Source organism: Sphingomonas sp. Root710 (assembly GCF_001429065.1).
In the GTDB taxonomy this organism is placed as follows: domain Bacteria; phylum Pseudomonadota; class Alphaproteobacteria; order Sphingomonadales; family Sphingomonadaceae; genus Rhizorhabdus.
Window position 1 is genome coordinate 176,210 of sequence record NZ_LMIB01000012.1, and the last position, 16,184, is coordinate 192,393.

Annotated in this window: 15 protein-coding genes; 7 read left to right on the top strand and 8 right to left on the bottom strand. The window is 63.5% G+C overall.

From position 1 onward, the window contains the following. The first annotated feature begins 160 nt into the window (after positions 1–160). Positions 161–856, top strand: a complete 696-nt coding sequence (locus tag ASE00_RS10690) for a dienelactone hydrolase family protein (RefSeq protein ID WP_162256438.1) — start codon at positions 161–163, stop codon at positions 854–856. A gap of 70 nt (positions 857–926) precedes the next feature. On the opposite strand, the gene ASE00_RS10695 is transcribed toward ASE00_RS10690, so the two are convergent. The 7 genes from ASE00_RS10695 to ASE00_RS10725 form a co-directional block, all read right to left on the bottom strand. Further along, the gene (locus ASE00_RS10695) at positions 927–1,955 is read right to left on the bottom strand and encodes an MBL fold metallo-hydrolase (protein ID WP_082594619.1); all 1,029 of its coding nucleotides are present in this window, start codon (positions 1,953–1,955) and stop codon (positions 927–929) included. Between the two features lie 132 nt (positions 1,956–2,087). Beyond that, positions 2,088–4,265 (bottom strand): TonB-dependent receptor, encoded by a 2,178-nt coding sequence (locus ASE00_RS10700; protein ID WP_056380070.1) that lies wholly within the window; start codon positions 4,263–4,265, stop codon positions 2,088–2,090. A gap of 63 nt (positions 4,266–4,328) precedes the next feature. Then, positions 4,329–5,471, bottom strand: a complete 1,143-nt coding sequence (locus ASE00_RS10705) for a CaiB/BaiF CoA transferase family protein (RefSeq protein ID WP_056380072.1) — start codon at positions 5,469–5,471, stop codon at positions 4,329–4,331. A 50-nt stretch (positions 5,472–5,521) separates the two neighbouring features. Beyond that, the gene (locus tag ASE00_RS10710; RefSeq protein ID WP_056380074.1) at positions 5,522–5,761 is read right to left on the bottom strand and encodes a hypothetical protein; all 240 of its coding nucleotides are present in this window, start codon (positions 5,759–5,761) and stop codon (positions 5,522–5,524) included. A 22-nt stretch (positions 5,762–5,783) separates the two neighbouring features. Continuing rightward, positions 5,784–7,343, bottom strand: coding sequence for a long-chain-fatty-acid--CoA ligase (locus ASE00_RS10715; protein WP_056380076.1), 1,560 nt, complete (start codon positions 7,341–7,343; stop codon positions 5,784–5,786). 56 nt (positions 7,344–7,399) lie between these two features. Beyond that, positions 7,400–8,647 carry an MFS transporter gene (locus ASE00_RS10720; protein WP_082594621.1) on the bottom strand — a complete coding sequence of 416 codons (1,248 nt, stop codon included), beginning with the start codon at positions 8,645–8,647 and terminating at the stop codon, positions 7,400–7,402. Between the two features lie 184 nt (positions 8,648–8,831). Further along, positions 8,832–9,596 carry an SDR family NAD(P)-dependent oxidoreductase gene (locus tag ASE00_RS10725; RefSeq protein WP_162256439.1) on the bottom strand — a complete coding sequence of 255 codons (765 nt, stop codon included), beginning with the start codon at positions 9,594–9,596 and terminating at the stop codon, positions 8,832–8,834. 299 nt (positions 9,597–9,895) lie between these two features. Between ASE00_RS10725 and ASE00_RS10730 the strand changes: the two genes are divergently transcribed. Then, on the top strand, positions 9,896–10,831 hold the full coding sequence (locus ASE00_RS10730) for a LysR family transcriptional regulator (protein ID WP_056380082.1): 936 nt from the start codon (positions 9,896–9,898) through the stop codon (positions 10,829–10,831). On the opposite strand, the gene ASE00_RS10735 is transcribed toward ASE00_RS10730, so the two are convergent. After that, entirely contained in the window at positions 10,828–11,748 is a 921-nt protein-coding gene (locus ASE00_RS10735; RefSeq protein ID WP_056380084.1) for a LysR substrate-binding domain-containing protein, read from the bottom strand. The two genes, ASE00_RS10730 and ASE00_RS10735, sit on opposite strands and share 4 nt — an antisense overlap. Before the next feature lie 235 nt (positions 11,749–11,983). Here ASE00_RS10735 and ASE00_RS10740 point away from each other — a divergent pair, with 235 nt between their 5' ends. The 5 genes from ASE00_RS10740 to hpaI are packed head-to-tail and all read left to right on the top strand — an operon-like array spanning position 11,984 to position 16,144. Next, entirely contained in the window at positions 11,984–12,400 is a 417-nt protein-coding gene (locus tag ASE00_RS10740; RefSeq protein WP_235538627.1) for a hypothetical protein, read from the top strand. Continuing rightward, positions 12,397–13,395, top strand: a complete 999-nt coding sequence (locus ASE00_RS10745) for an ornithine cyclodeaminase family protein (protein WP_056380088.1) — start codon at positions 12,397–12,399, stop codon at positions 13,393–13,395. The genes ASE00_RS10740 and ASE00_RS10745 overlap by 4 nt, the downstream gene beginning before the upstream one ends. Before the next feature lie 12 nt (positions 13,396–13,407). Further along, entirely contained in the window at positions 13,408–14,502 is a 1,095-nt protein-coding gene (locus tag ASE00_RS10750) for a cupin domain-containing protein (RefSeq protein WP_056380090.1), read from the top strand. A 2-nt stretch (positions 14,503–14,504) separates the two neighbouring features. After that, the gene (gene hpaH, locus ASE00_RS10755; protein ID WP_200957919.1) at positions 14,505–15,323 is read left to right on the top strand and encodes a 2-oxo-hept-4-ene-1,7-dioate hydratase; all 819 of its coding nucleotides are present in this window, start codon (positions 14,505–14,507) and stop codon (positions 15,321–15,323) included. 20 nt (positions 15,324–15,343) lie between these two features. After that, entirely contained in the window at positions 15,344–16,144 is an 801-nt protein-coding gene (gene hpaI, locus ASE00_RS10760; RefSeq protein ID WP_056380091.1) for a 4-hydroxy-2-oxoheptanedioate aldolase, read from the top strand. Positions 16,145–16,184: the final 40 nt, after the last annotated feature.

Genomic DNA, 16,184 nt, shown 5'->3' on the forward strand with positions numbered 1-16,184 from the left:
TGGTCATCCTCTTATGTCAGGCCACGTCGAGACATCGCCCTTTCCGTTGATGTTAGAGGGCACACCATTATGAATCCAATCGATTGGGGGCATGACAAGAATAGAAGTCATGAATGCCCGATCGATTGGCAGCACCCTCGCCCGATGGCATATCAGACCGATGACTGATGTTGACATACCCCTCGCCGTCGAGCCGCTCCGATTGTGCGACGGTTTCGTCATGGACGTGCTGGTGGATCGCCCGGCCGATGCCCCGAAAGCCGCCATTTTGCTGCTTTCACCGATCTTTGGGGTGGATGAGATATTCGCCCGCACGATGCGGAACTGGTCGCGGGCCGGCTATCTGGCCGTTGCGCCCGATTATTTCGCGCGCGTGTTTCCCGGTCCGATCCAACATTCGGACGAGGGCTTTCAGGCAGCGATCGGCCGTGTGAAGGCGGTGGATCGCCGCCAGATGCTTCTCGACCTCCGCGAGGTCGGCGCCCATTTCCAGAATGCCGGTCCCCTGTTCATCGGGGGATATTGCGCGGGCGGAGAACCTGCGCTGCAACTCGCGCTGCAAGGCTTCGGCGATGCTTATGTGATCTTCCACGCGGCGCGGCTCGGTCTCTATGCGGACCGGCTGGCCGGCATCGACAAGCCACTCGATATTCATTTCGGGGGAGCCGATCCGCTCGTTCCGATGGAGGAGGTCGAACGGATTCGAGCAGGTGCCGCGGGAAAATCCGACATCCGGATCACCGTCCATCCCGACGCCGCGCATGGCTTTACCCAGCAGGGAAGCCGGAACTTTCAGGCGGCGGCCGCGGCCGCGTCGTTCGAAGCCGCTCGCGACTTTTTCGCTTCGCGGCCATGACGGCCGGGCGGCCCGCAACCGCGCCAGAGCCGCCCGGCAATCCAGCTTACGGGAAAGACACTGCGGCCGATCAGAATTTGTCGAGGTCACGCCCGAGAATGACGGGCCCCTTATAGTATTTTTTGACGCCCATGACGTAGGGCGTCAGGTCGGCTTCCTCGTCGGCCCCGGGCACGACATGGGTCAGGATGACTTTCTTGACGCCAGCCGCGGTCGCCATCGCGCCGATCTGTTCGGGCGTGATATGCTCGATCTTCATATGATCGATCAGCGGTCCCAGTTGTTCATCGGGTACGCCGAATGCCCGCAAGAGGCTTAGTTGCTTGTCGAGGTCGATCACCTCGGTGACCAATATGTCAGCCCCCTTGGCCAATCTGGTCACGGCCTCGCTTGCTCCAGTATCGCCCGTGAACACGATGGAAAGGTCCGGCGTATCGAAGCGATAGCTGTAGCTTCGGTCCTCGCCATAGGCGCGCTGGGGTAGATGAATCGTTGAATAATGGGAGTTTTCGACGGCCGATACGCGTATCTTGTCGTCCTGGTAGATCGTCGCGGGCGGCCCGTCTGCGCCGATCGCCCCGAGCTCGTTCGCCTTGACCAGATCGGGCATTTTCGGCGCAGGGGGAAATTGCAGTTCGAATATGGCTTCCGGAACGGCAGAATAGGCGATCCCGGCATCGACGATCGCTTTCGTGCCCGGCGGGCCGAAGATCGCGATGTGGTTATTGCGGCGGCTTACCCAATTGAACGCGAGTAGCGGCGCCAGTCCATTGACATGGTCCATATGCAAATGGGTCAGGAATACCGACTTGATGTCGAAGGGCTGATAGCCCGCCTTCACCAGTTGCCGGGAAACGCCGTCCCCCGCATCGATCAGATAGGCCTTGCCATCCACCGTCAGGAGATGCGCGGGCTGAGACCTGTTCTTCCGGATTATCGGTCCGCCTGCGGTACCCAGCAGGATCAGGCGCGTACCCTGTCCCTTGCCATCCTGAGCGGCTGGGGCGGCCGATCGGGTTTCGATCGGTTGCTGCGCCTGGATGGACGATGCGGCGGCAAGCAATGTCGATCCAATCAGTAGGGCTTTTCCCGGCAGCATGGCTTCTTCCAACAAAGAGCGGGCTCAGCACGGCCCGCTCATCGAGCGGGCGTTTCGCAGACATCCGAAGAAACGAGGATCGCGCAGGCCGCTCGAAGACATTGCCTCGAGCAACCCGCGCGCGCCTGTCCGTCAGAATTTGTAGTTGAGCGTGGCGCCCCAGATCCGTCCCTTGTCGATCACATAATAATAGGCGACGCCGGGAACCACGGGGGTCGAGGCCGAGTTCTGCTCACGGTTGGTAAGGTTGGTGACATAGGCGGAAACGCTGAGATTCCCACCCGGCAAGGTGTAGGTGATGTCGGCATTCATCTTGCGATAGGGAACCATCGGAACGAGATTGGCCTCGTCGAGGAACGCCTTGCTGCGATAGCCATAGTCGGTGTGGAAGGCGACCTTGCCGGCATCGCCGAGCGGCAAGGTGAACGTGCCGCCCACATTATAGGACCATTTGGAGACGCGCGGGATGGCGCGGTTCTTGTCGCGGCTGTTGATCACGCCGTCCTTGTTGAGATCCGCGAGCACCTTGGTGTAGTCGCCGATCGTCCGGCCTACATTGGCGTTGAGTTCGAGCCCCTGGAACGGCGCGACCACGAACTCCCCTTCCACACCGTAGATGTTCGCGTCGGCGGCGTTGAACAAGGTGCTGACGACGCCGGTGGGGCAGGTCGTCGGATTGATCGTGCAGTTGAAGTTGCCGTTGAGGATCAATCCCTTGATCTTTGTATAGAAGGCCGAGACGTTCACTCGCGCCCGACGGTCGAAGAACTTGCTCTTGATGCCGCCCTCGAGCGAGTCCAGCTTCTCTTGGTTGAAGACCCCGGGATCGGCCGCGCTGGCGCGCCGCACATTATAGCCGCCGCTTCGCACACCCTTGCTGTAGGATGCATAGGCCATGACGTCCGGGGTTGCCTGCCACTGCAGGCCGACGCGCGGAGTCAGGGCTTTCCAGCCCTTCTTGGCGTTCAGCGCGTCCGCGCCGGCGAAGGTGCATATGCGCGTCTGCAGATTGCAGGGGCGCGCGCCCGACGACCGGGCGACATGGGCCTCCTTTTCTTCCCAGGAATAGCGCAGGCCGGCCGTCGCCGTCAGCGCGGAGGTGACATGAATGTCGACTTGGCCGAAGACGCCCCAGCCCTTCTGGTCGATCGAGCCGCCGCCTTCGGTGATCGCGCCGCCAGCCAGATCGCGGCGGTCCACCGCGATCAGATATTGCTTGAACAGGAAAAGCCCCGTCGTGAGATCGATGAAATCCCCGAAGCTGCCCGCATAGCGCAACTCGTTGCTATATTGGTGCTGCTTCCAGCTGTCCTGCGCATGATTGATGAGCGTCGGCCCGGAGTCGAAGTCGCGGCCCGATTTCTGGCTCAGCTTCCTGTAGCCGAAGATGTTGGTGATCTTTCCGTCGCCCAGGGCGACGTCGATGTTCGTTTCCGATGTGAAATCGGTGGCCTTGATGTCGGTGTAACCGGCATAATCCTGCGTGATCTGGAACTTCTTCGGGTTCAGGAAGATGTTGCGCGACACGATGCCGTCGCCATGGGTTTCGAGATGCTGGACGATGAAGGTCTGCTCGATGCCCTCGGCGGGATTGACCTGGATGGTCGGGCGGACGAACCAGGTGTTGTCGCCGCCGGTGTGGCGGCGCAGCGTCTGGTTGTAGAACCAGCCGCCGTCATGCCGGTTGTAGACCGTCAGCTTGCCGAGCACCGCATCGCCGATGATGGGGCCACTGACCGTCGCGGCCGCCTTCACATTATCGTGGCTGCTGTAATCGAGCTGGAAACGCGCCGACAATTCCTTGGTCGGGCGCGCAGTGCGGACGACCACCGCGCCGCCGGTGACGTTGCGGCCAAACAGCGTACCCTGCGGCCCGCGCAAGATCTCGACGCTCTCGACGTCAAAATTGTCGAGCACCTGACCGCCGTTGACGCCCTGGTAGACGCCGTTGACGAACAGGCCGACGCTCGGCTCGACCGAGGCGGTCGCGGTGTTCGCGCCAAGGCCGCGGATCGTGAAGTTGGCGAGGCCCTTGATCGTGCCATTGGGTTCAAGCGCGACGTTCGGGGCATAGGTGCCCATGTCGCGCAGACTGGTGATGTGAAGGGAGTCGATCTGCGCGCCGGACAGCGCCGTGATCGCGATCGGAACCTTCTGCGCTTCCTCGGCCTTGGTCTTCTTCTGCGCCGTCACGACGATGTCGCTCAAAAGGCTTTCTTCACCCGCAGCGCCCTGCGCGAGCACCGGAGTGCCGGCGCCGGCAAGCGCCGTCGCCGCAAGTAGCATCGCTATCGATTTGTCGATCTTCATATCTGCCTCCCCAAGTTGCGCGGCCCACATTTGGATCCGCAGTTTCCACTATGCCGGCTGCGCTCAGGTCGTCGGGAGCGGAGCCGCTATTCCAAATTCGGCGAATATCTCGCGCGTATGCTCGCCCAGGGTGGGCGGCGGACGGAAATCGATCTCACGGCTGCCGTCTACGCGGTACGGCCGGTGAAGGCTCGCGATCGACCCCATTTCGGGATGTTCGATCGTGTAAAACGGGTCGAGATGCGCGACCTGCGGATCGCTCGATAGTTCGTCCACGCCATGTTCGGGTGCGAATGGCACATCGGAACCATCGAGCCGCTCCAGCCAATGATCTCGCGGATGCTCGCCGAACACCTTGTTAAGCGACTCCGCCAGGAACTCGTAGTTCCGGATGCGATCGACGCGCCGGGGATAGGTTTCGACGAAGTCCGGACGGCCGATCGCATTGCACAGCGCTTCCCAGAATTTGTCCGGCGACGAGATATGCAGACCGATCCGCAGACCATCGGCGCAGGTTACCGAATAGGCCTGCGACATGGCTCCGCGCTGCAGGACGGCCGGGGCGACACCGGTCGCAAGGAATTGACCGATCGGCTCGAGGCCGAACGCCATCGTCGATTCCAGCATCGATATGTCGATCGAGCGCGCGACGCCGCTGCGCTCGCGCTCGAACAGCGCGCCGAGGATGGCTGACGCCGCATAGAGGCCTGTCGCCGCATCGGATACCGCCGGCCCCAGCACCCTCGGGTCGTCATTCACCTTGAAGCGGGACATCCAGCCAGACAGGGCCTGGCCGACATTGTCGAAAGCTGGCCGCTGCGAATAGGGACCGGTCTGGCCGAAGCCGCTGATCGCGCAGATGATGAGGCGCGGGAAATCGGCGCGCAGGCGCTGCTCGGACAGTCCGATCTTGTCCATGACGCCGGGCCGCATGTTGAAGAGCAGGACGTCGGCGCGCCCGATCAGGGTCAGCAGCGCCGCGCGCCCCGGATCACGGCCATAATCGATCACCGCAGACCGCTTGTTCCGATTGTGGGCCTGAAAGTGCGGGCTGTATTTTCCGCCGTCGAACTGGCGGAACGGATCACCTTCGGGGCGCTCGACCTTGATCACGTTGGCGCCCATTTCTGCGAGCACCAGACCAGCGAGCGGACCCGTAATAAAACTACCGAGCTCAATCACAGTGATGCCGTCGAGCATCCGCATCCTAAATCCCCTATTCGCCCCGCCAATTACGAGTCTCTGGCGAAGACTTTTTACAATGCGGAATGCGTGGCAGGCATCCGACCCATTTCGAATTGATGGTATTCATCGCATCTATTCAGCTGACCCGAGATCATGATCCCGGCAATAGCCAGAACCCAGCCGCCCGCGCCCGCCGACGTGGTGCGAATTTCAGGTTTCAGGGGTGCCGCCCCTTCCAATTTCATGGATGTGCGGGCGCCCGAGGAGGACTTGATCGCGAACAGCGGAGCGAAGGCGCCCTGCTCGTCCACATGATGCCACGCCCTCGCGGAGTCAGGAGACGAGGCGGTCGCGATTGGCCCAATGCGGCGCCCTGAGCGCTACCTTGTTCACCTTGCCCTGCGGAAGCCGCGGGAGATCGTCGACGACATATATCCGCTGCGGCCTCTTATATCCCGCTATCTTGGTCCGACAGTGCGCGATCAGCGCCGCTTCATCGGCCGGCGCATCGAGAACGACATAGGCCACCACCGCCTCGCCCCAGCGCTCGTCGGGCACGCCGACGACGGCGGCCTCGGTCACGGCCGGATGGCTGAGCAGGGCATCCTCGACTTCGCGGCTGTAGATATTTTCACCGCCGGAAACGATCATATCCTTCTTTCGGTCGACGATGAACAGGAAGCCGTCCTCATCAAGCCGCCCGACGTCGCCGGTGCGCAGCCAGCCATCGTGGAACGCCGCCTCGGTCAACTCGGGCTTGTTCCAGTAACCGCTCATCAGGCCGACTGACTTGACCTCGATTTCGCCGACGCCCCCGACGGGCTGCGCCTTACCGGTCTCGTCGACGATCCGCAGTTGGGTTCCCGGGAAGGGCTGCCCCGCCGAACTCAGCCGTTCCCGCTCCTGCTCGGTTCCGGAAAGCTTCGCCTGGAACGGCAGGAGGATGCTATTGGTGATATTCTCGGTCATCCCGTAAATCTGCGCGAAGATGGCGCCGAACCGGCCGGTGGCCTGGACCAGATCCTCAGCCGGAACGGGCGCCGATCCATAGTTGATCTGCCTGATCGACGACAGGTCGCGTTGTGCCGAGCCGGGGTGCTCGACCAGGCGCTTGACCATGACCGGCGCGAGGTGGGCCACGGTCGGCCGCTCCCTTTCCATCACGTCGAGGATGAGCGTCTCGTCGAACTGACGCAGAAGAATGCAGGAGCCTCCGAGATATTGCGTGGCGCTCCATTCGATCTTCGCGCCCGAATGGAAAAGGGGCATTACCACGATCATGCAGTCATCCGGCCGGAGGCCCGCCGTGCCGTTGATCACACCGGCGGCGCGCGCAAGCGCGCCCTGGCTCACCATGACGCCCTTGGCGCGACCGGTCGACCCGGATGTGTAGATGATGTGGGCGATGTCCTCCGGGCGTATCGCGACATCCGGCGGCGACGGCTCGCCCGATGCGAGAAGCCGCTCATAATCGCTGCTGAAGTCATCGGGGCCGCCGATCATGATCAGGCGGCCCACGGGATGCTTTGTCAGCGACCGGGTCTGTTCCCACAGGCCGACCATCGCCTGTTCCACGAACAGCACATCAGGCCGGCTGTCGTCGACGATCGCGGCGAGTTCGGCAGGGGCGAGCCTCCAGTTGAGGGTGACCGCTACGAAGCCGCCACTCTCCGCTGCTCCGAATATCTCGAGATATTCGCTGCGGTTCTGCGACAGGATCGCGAGACGGCTTCCACGAGCCACGCCCAGCGTCCCGCCGATGGCATTTGCGAGCGACCATATCCGGTGCGCGTGGTGCCGGTGCGTATAGACGCGGCCCTCATTCCTGACGGCGATCCGATCTCCGTTGAGCGCGGCGTTGCGTTGGATGATCCCCGACATCGTATCAAGCATGGTGAGCCCTCGATAATGGAAATGTTCGGCTGCCGGCGGCGTGCCTCGATCGGCGCTTACGGATGCACCGGGCTGAGCGTCCTGTTGCCGCCGATGCGGGTCTGCCGGGGCGCCAGGAGCGAGATCAGTACGATCGCGGCGACCGCCGAGCCGGCGAAGGCGAGCAATATCGAGGCGTAATCGTCCGTGAGATCGACGCTCAACCCGACCAGGGCAGGCCCTATCGCGGACCCCATCGCCAGCGCCGAGAAACTGAACGAATTGACCCGGCCGAACGCCCGCATGCCGTATTTCCGGCGCAGCACATAGGGCATGATGTCCGATTCAGCACCCAGTCCCGCGCCGATCAGCATCACCCCCAGCACCGCGCCGAGACTGCCGACGTCCATCTGGAGCAACAGGCATCCCGCAGCCTGTCCGCCCAGGAAAAGCGCGGCCGGGAAGCGGACGCCGAACCAGTCTATCATTATGCCCGTCGACAGCCGCGCCACGATGGAACCGATGCCGAGCGCGGAGATAGCGAAAAGCGCTTGCTGATGGGGAAGCCCCCGGCTCAGCAGCAGCCCTATCAGGTGAACGGCGGTGCCATTGGCGACCATCGCGATCAGGAAAAAGGCGAGCGCGAGCAGCCAGTAGTCCGGCCTCCGCAAAACCTGGCCGAACTGCAGCCCGTCCAGAGGTTCGGCCGCCGCCTTGCCAGGCAGCGCGGCCGCATCCCTGCGCGGAACCAGGAAAAGCGCATTGGCCAGTCCGGCAACCAGGATGATCGCGCTCATGACCACCCAGGCCATGCGCCAGCCGAAATTCGCCACCACGGCGCCGCTTATCAGGGGGAGCACGATCTGTCCGACGCCGAGCCCGATGACACCCAGCGAAATCGCCAGCCCCAGCTGACGATCGAAGAAACGCGGGATGCTGTACAGGTAGACCGACGGCAGCGTCGCCGCGCCGCAGATGCCGATCAGGACGGCGACCATCAGGAAGATGGTGAAATCGGCAGGGATGAAACCAAGGAGCATGATCGACAGCGGCATCGCGACGCTGCCGGCGATCGCGACGACGCGCGCGCCTCGACGATCGATCCACCAGCCGACGAACGGCGCCAATATCGCCAGGGTAAGAGACGCGACCGAAGGCCCCATCGCAAGCTGGCTGCGATTCCAGCCGAAGCCGTCGGCCATCGGTGCGAGAATGACCCCCGACGCATATTGGAAAAATGGGGAGATACATAGGAGCAGGCCGAGGAAGCAGCTCAACACGACGAGCCAGCGGCTCCGCCCCGGCAACGCTTGAGGAGTGTTCATGGGGCAAAGAACCTTCTGATGGATGGGACGCGCTGCTGGAAGATGGAGTAAGAGAGGCCGCCCATCCTTGTCGACTGCCCGGGCCGTCCATGCCCTCTCGATGGACCTGTGGACCGTGCCCGCGTCGACATATGCCGACCGCAATGCCGCATGGTTCCGCCAGGTTGAAAAGCCGGATGCCGCATTATCGCATCAGCGCTCCGCCATTCACGTCGAGCGTGGCGCCGGTGATATAGGAGCAGGCGTCCGAGAGCAGGAAGCATGCCGCATCGGCTATCTCTTCGGGCGAGGCAATGCGGTGCAGCGGCGCGCGCGCCTCGAGCGCCTTCATCATCGACGCATCGACGAAGCGCTTGAGCTCGTCAGTGGCGACGCTCCCGGGCGCGATCGCATTGACGATGATGTTATGGGGCGCGAGATCCAGCGCCGCCTGGCGGGTCAGGCCCATCACCGCGGCCTTCGACGCGGGATATGCGGGGCCCGTCATCGATCCCCCCAATTGTCCGGTGATCGAGGCGAACAGTAGGATGCGCGTTGCCGGAACGGGCTTTGCGACGCGCAGCTGCGCGAACTTGCGCAAGCATAGAAATGTGCCCGTCGCGTTCAGCTCGAGGGTGCGGTTCCATTCGTCGAGAGAGACGGTGAAGATATTGGCGGGTGCCGCGGGCGTGCCGAGCGGTCCTCCCGAAACGATGACCAGCTTGGACGCAGCGGCGTGGGCCTCCACCGATGCGAATGCGGCGTCAACCGACGCTTCGCTGGTGACGTCGACCCGCACGAATATATGATCGTGCCCCGTCAGCGATCCGACTATTGTGGAGCCGGCCGCCTCGTTCAGATCCAGCAGAGCGACGCGGAGCCCCGCCTCGGCGAGCTTCCGGCATATCGCGCGGCCGATGCCGCCCGCGCCGCCCACCACGACCGCCGTCTGCCTGTCGGATCCCGTCATGGTCGGCCCGTCCCCTCTTCCTCCACAGCCGGCGCTTACCCGCCGATGCGCAGGAACCGCAGCCATCGACGCCTGTCGCGGGACAGGCCGCGGTAGCGCGGCATGGCATGGCGGACGCACCCTGCGCCGCTCATTGGGAAAACGGTGACGTTTTCCGATGCTTGCTTTTGCGGTGATCTTAGCCACGCTCGCAGAGCCTCGCATCATTTGGTGCGCAATAAGCTGTATTCATTTTATCGATGGCAATCGCGCCGTGCCGACGCTATCCTAACCCAACATGTTGATTAACGATTGACGCCATGAATATTCGTGACATCGACCTCAACCTGCTCGTCGTGTTCGACGCCATCATGCAGACGCGCAGCGTCACTGCCGCGGCCGGACAACTCGGCCGCGCCCAACCCACGATCAGCCATTCGCTGAACAGGCTCCGGCTGCTCTGCGGCGATACACTGTTCGTGCGGACCCGCACCGGGCTGGAGCCGACGCCATTGGCGAAATCGATCGCCTTGCCGATCAGCGAAGCGCTGACCCTGGTGCAGAAAAGCCTGTCGATGTCCGCGCAGTTCGATCCGAAGACCGCGCATGCGACCTTCACATTGCTGATGTCGGACATCGGTCAGGTCGGCCTGTTACCGGCGCTCGTCCGCCGCGTGCGCGCGGAGGCGCCCAACGTGTCGCTGGTCGCCACCCAGCTTCCGCGAGAGGCTTATGGCGAGGCGCTGGAAACGGGTCGTGCGGATCTCGCGATCGGGGCGCTCCGCCATCTGACGAACGGCTTCTATCAACAGCGGCTTTTTGACGATGAATATGTCTGCGTCGTTTCCAAGGATCATCCCACGATCGGCGACCACGTCACCCTCAAGCAATATATCAACGCCGATCATGTCGGCATCATATCCCCGGGCCTGTCGGAAATAGAGATCGAACGGCTCTTGCTGCCGCCGGGGCGATCTCGCAGGATCGTCGTCCGCGTTCCGCACTATCTGGCGGCGCCCGCGCTTCTCAAGGGCACCGACCTCATCGTCACCATTCCCAGCAAGGTCCTGCAATCCTTCCGCAGCCGGGACCAGCTCAAATTCGTTCACCTGCCCATTGAGGCGCCCAAGCTAAGGGTGCATCAATATTGGCATGAGCGCTCTTTGAATGAAGCCGCGGCCAAATGGCTGCGGGGTATCGTCATGGATCTCTTCGCCGACTGGTCGGGAGACGAGCTGATCGCCGATATGATCTAGCGCGCCTCGGAATGCGGCGATTCCGTCCATTGGCGGGCATAGCCGACGAACTCCAGCGCGACCGACGACACCTTCTGCTTGTTCCAGGCGAGCCCGAAGGTCACCGATTCAAACGGCTGGGGCGGCGTCGATACGCTGAGCGGCCGGAAACAGACGCCATGCATGTGCAACCTCTCGGCGGAAGCCGGCACCAGCGCGACCCCTTCCCCACATGCGACGATTCCGACGACCGCCTCGGTCGATAGCGCTTCATGCGCGATCATCGGTTCGAACCCCGCAATCCGGCACTGCGCATGGAGATCGGCATAGTAGCTGAAACCTCGCCGGGCTTCGTAGGTGACGAAGGGGTATGGCGCCAGTTGATGGATGGCGATGGGACCCGTGGTCGCCTGGAGCGGGTGACCGGACGGCAGCGCCACGGCGAGCGTTTCCTGATAGACCGTCTGGGTCGCGAGAATCTCGTCGAGGATCGGTTCGCGGATCATGCCAATGTCGATGCGCCCTTCGCGCAGCGCCTCGACCTGCTCGGTCACCGGCATCGAAACGAACCGAATGGTTACATCGGGCACGACCACGCGGAAACCCTGCACCAGCTTCGGCCACAGCGAGTAAACCGTGGATCCGCCGAAGCCCAGCTTGAGCGTGCCGCGCTTGCCGCGCGCAATGCCGCGCACCTTTTCACCGGCTTCGCTGACGCCCGCCAACAGGCGCATCGCGTCATCGGCAAGGCTACGCCCGGCGGCCGTCAGCGCCACGCTGTGCGTATCACGCACGAACAGGGCCGCCCCGAGCTCCTCCTCCAGTTGGGCGATCGCCCTGCTCAGCGGAGGCTGGGATACGCTGCATCGCGCCGCGGCGCGGGTGAAGTTCAGCTCTTCGCTGAGCACCAGGAAATACCGAAGCTGCCGAAGATCCATGGCTATATCCGTAAGGTATAGCAGCTGGTCCTACAATATATTTCCGGCCAGCCCCGCATCGGCGCATCGTAACCGAAGCGAGGAGAGAACCATGTCCGACCGTATCGAACGCCTGTCCTTCGACCAGCTCGCGCCAGCGGTCCAGCAGGTCCTGGACGCACGGGTCAAACGATTGGGATATCTCGGAGAATTTTTCAAATGCGCGGGACATCAGCCCGATATCCTGGTCCCATTCATGGAGATGACCGAAGCGCTCAAGCACGCGCTGCCGGATCGGCTGACGGAGGTCGGCGCGCTCACCGTCGCATCGGTGATGGGCAATGATTACGAGCGGAACCAGCACGAACGGCTGTCTCGCAAGCTCGGCTTCGGCGAGACCTGGGTGGCTGCCGTCGAAAAGCTGGATCCAGATGGCGCCGAGGCTCTCTCCGATGCCGAACGCGCGGTGCAGCGGCTCGTCATGGCGGCGATCGAACGCCGCGGACACGATATTTCGGCGCAGCTGGAAGCGGCGATTGACTGCATCGGCGCCGACCAGGCCATCGCCGTACTGTTTCTGATCGGTCGCTATCTCACCCATGCCATCATCGTGAACGGCCTGGGGCTCGCCCCGCCGGTGCCATCCATATTCGAAGAGGAAACTGCGGCATGAGCGACCCCATCTGGCTTACCGAGCAGCACGTCGTCGACCTCATGTCGCTGCCTCAGGCCATCGACGCGCTGCGGAGCGGCCTGCGGCAGGAGGCGGCCGGCAAGGCCACCAACATGGTCAAGACCCATGCTGTCTGGGACGGACATTCCACGCTGCACGCCATCGGCGCCGTGCTTGAGGGCCAGGGCGTCGTCGGAACCAAGACATGGGCGCACACGCCCGGCGGCGCCATGCCACTGCTGATCCTCATCGATGCCAATGACGGGGCGGTGCTCGCCATAATCGAGGCTTTCGCGCTGGGGCAGATGCGCACCGGCGGCATCAGCGGGCTGGCCACGGACGTCATGGCCAAGGCCGATGCGAAGCGCATGGCGATGATCGGCGCAGGCAAGCAGAGTTTGACGCAGATCGCAGCCGTCAACGCCGTGCGCCCGCTCGAACGTCTCACCGTGTGGAGCCCCACGGCAGCCAATCGCGAGGCGCTGGCCCGCGCGGCCCATGAAGCGCTCGGCATCGATGCCGTCGCAACCGCCACCCTGGAAGAAGCGATCGGCGGGGCCGAGATCGCCACCGTCGCGACACGGGCGACAGCGCCTTTCCTCACGCGCGACATGCTCGCCCGCCATACGCATCTGAACGCCGTTGGCGCCATTCTGCCCGGCCGCGTCGAGTTCACGACCGATTTGTTCGAGCGCGCCACCGTCATCGCCGCCGACAGCGTGCCGCAAGTTCGCAAGCATTCGCACGAGTTCATGGACGCATTCGGCACCGACGAGACGGCATGGCAGCGGGTGCACCCGCTGAGCGAACTCGTGGCGGCCGACGCCCGCCGCCCCGCTGACGCCGATCTTACCGTCTTCAAGGCCATGGGGATGGGCATCGGCGACCTCGCGCTGGGCGCGCGGCTGCTCGACAGCGCTCGGGAGGCCGGCGTCGGTCGCCCCATACCAAGACCGACCCGCGCCAAGCCGCGGCTGACCGACATCCGGCTTTAGGAGGTTACCTTCATGACCCAATCGCTGTTCATCGACGCAAGCGGTCCGCTTCCCGAAAAGGATGCCCCCTGGGAGCCGATCGTCATCACCAAAGAACAGATCGACGCCGAGATCGAGCGCCTCGCCGCCATCCCACGCCCGCAGAACGGCCGGCGGCGATCCTATTTCCAGCATCCGCGCAATCAGCGTTCGATCGGGCTTGCGCCGGGCATCCAGGTATCGCTGGACGTCCTATTGCCGGGCGAGGAAACCGCCACCTTCCGCCAAAATTCCACGCAGGTGAATTTCGTGATCCGCGGCCGCGGCGAGACCGAGATCAGCGGTCGCCGCCGGCAGACCGCGCTGCACGACGTCTGGAACACGCCGTCGATGCGCATCTACCGCGACAGGAACAGCGGTGACGATATCTATGCGCGGCTGACCTACAGCAATGGCGGGCTGCTCGAGATGATGAACATTCACGTCGTGGAGGAGAACCCGCAACCGCTGCTGAAGAGCATCGACCGCGACGAGGAACAGGCGCAGCCCGATGCGCGCCGGACCAGCCCCTACGGCACCTTCCAGCTGAACGACGAGGGTGCCTGGATGATGCCTTACGAGATCGTGATCAATCCGCCGTCGGTCACCAGCCCGGCACTATATTGGCCTTGGCAGGAGGTGAAGCATCATCTCGACAAGCTGGAAGCGCTCGGGAAGGATTATATCGGCCGCCGCCTCTATCTGCTGTACAATCCGATGACGGGCCGCACGAACGGGACGACCCCCAATTTCTTCGCGACGATAACGATGCGTCCACCGAAGATCGTCGATCGTCCGCACCGCCATTCGTCGGCGGCGGTGAACTATTATTTCTCCGGGTCGGGCCGTTCGACGGTCGAAGGCAAGACCTATGAATGGAAGGCGGGCGATCTGATGCTGTCGGCGCCGGGCTGGTCGGTCCATAACCATGCCAGCTACGACGAGCCCGTCTACGAACTGACCATCCAGGATCAGCCGCTCAACATCGCGATGGAATCGCTGCTCTGGCAGGAGAGCCTCAAGGAACCGCCGGCTCTGCTCGGCGCCGAGGAAGGCTTCGCGACGAACCGCGCCGCCGCGAAGGCCTGAGCTTGGCTGGGCAGATCACCCTCGACGAAGCGGTCATCCGCGCCGCCGCGCTTGCGTTGGACGGCGCGGAGCGCAGCCATGTCCAGATCCCGCTTCTGAGCGAGGATCATCCGGCGATGACGATGGACGACGCCTACGCCATCCAGGCTGAATGGGTACGGCAGAAGCGCGAAGCGGGGGATGATGTCATCGGCTGGAAAATCGGCCTGACGTCAAAGGCGATGCAGTCCGCGCTGTCGATCGACATCCCGGATTCGGGGGTGCTCCTGCGCAGCATGTTGTTCGAAAATGGCGCTCGGATCGCGCCGCGGAGTTTTATCCAGCCGCGGATCGAGGCCGAAATCGCCTTCATCATGAAAAAGCCGCTGGCGGGTCGCCAGCTCAACGCGGACGCCATCCTGGCGGCGACCGATTACATCGCGCCTGCCCTCGAGATTCTCGATACCCGGATAACGCGCAAGGATCCGCGGTCCGGCCGATTACGCACGGTGCTCGATACGATCTCGGACAATGCCGCCAATGCCGGCATCGTTCTGGGCAACCCGGTCCACGACATCCGGGCGCTCGACCTGCGCTGGGTCGGCGCGATCGTTTCGCGGGATGGGGAGGTCGAGGAGACCGGCCTGGGCGCGGGGGTGCTGAACGATCCCCTGCTCTCCGTGTCCTGGCTTGCGGATCGCCTGGCGCTCTATGGCGAGCGGATCGAGGCGGGACAGATCATCCTGTCCGGATCGTTCATCAGGCCCGTCGAAGCGCCATCGGGAAGTATGATTTCAGCCGATTTCGGTCCATTGGGAGACGTCGCGTGCTGTTTCGGCTGATAAAGGCATAGTGCCGCACCATGAGAGCCAACACATTCAAGGCGGCGATCGCCGAGCATAGTCCGCAGATCGGATTGTGGCAGGCGCTCGCATCGCCGTACACGGCCGAGATATGCGCCGGCGCCGGCTTCGACTGGCTCATGATCGACGGCGAGCACGCGCCGAACGACATACCGCTGATCCTCGCCCAGCTACAGGCGATAGCAGCCTCCGGGGTAGAAGCCGTCGTTCGCCCGCCGGTCGGCGATCCGGTCATCATCAAACAGCTCCTCGATATCGGCGCGCGCAGCTTGCTGGTGCCGATGGTGGAGAGCGGCGAGCAGGCGGAATTGCTGGTACGTGCCGTCCGCTATCCGCCGTTCGGCATCCGCGGGGTTGGCTCGGCGATCGGACGCGCCAGCCGCTGGAACAGGACGCCCGGCTATCTCCAGTCGGCCTATGAGGAGATCTGCCTGCTCGCCCAGGTGGAGTCCGTCACGGGGCTGTCCGCGATCGAGGATATCGCGCGGGTGCCCGGCATTGACGGCGTGTTCATCGGTCCTTCGGATCTGGCGGCGGCGCTCGGCCATCTTGGCGACCCCGGCCATCAGGACGTCCAGGATGTCATCGAGCGAGGCATCGGCCGGATCCGGCGCGCCGGGAAGGCCGCCGGCATTCTGATCGCCGACGAAAGGCTCGCCCAGCGCTATCTCGAACTGGGCGCCAGCTTTGTCGCGGTCGGCACCGACATCACGATTCTCGCCCGAGGCGCCGAAGCGCTGGCCAGACGCTTCAAGGCCGCGCCAGCCCCGGCGAAATCCTCGGCGATCCAGATATATTGAGCGGGAAAGATCGGATCGCGTTGCAGGCGAGCAAGACGCA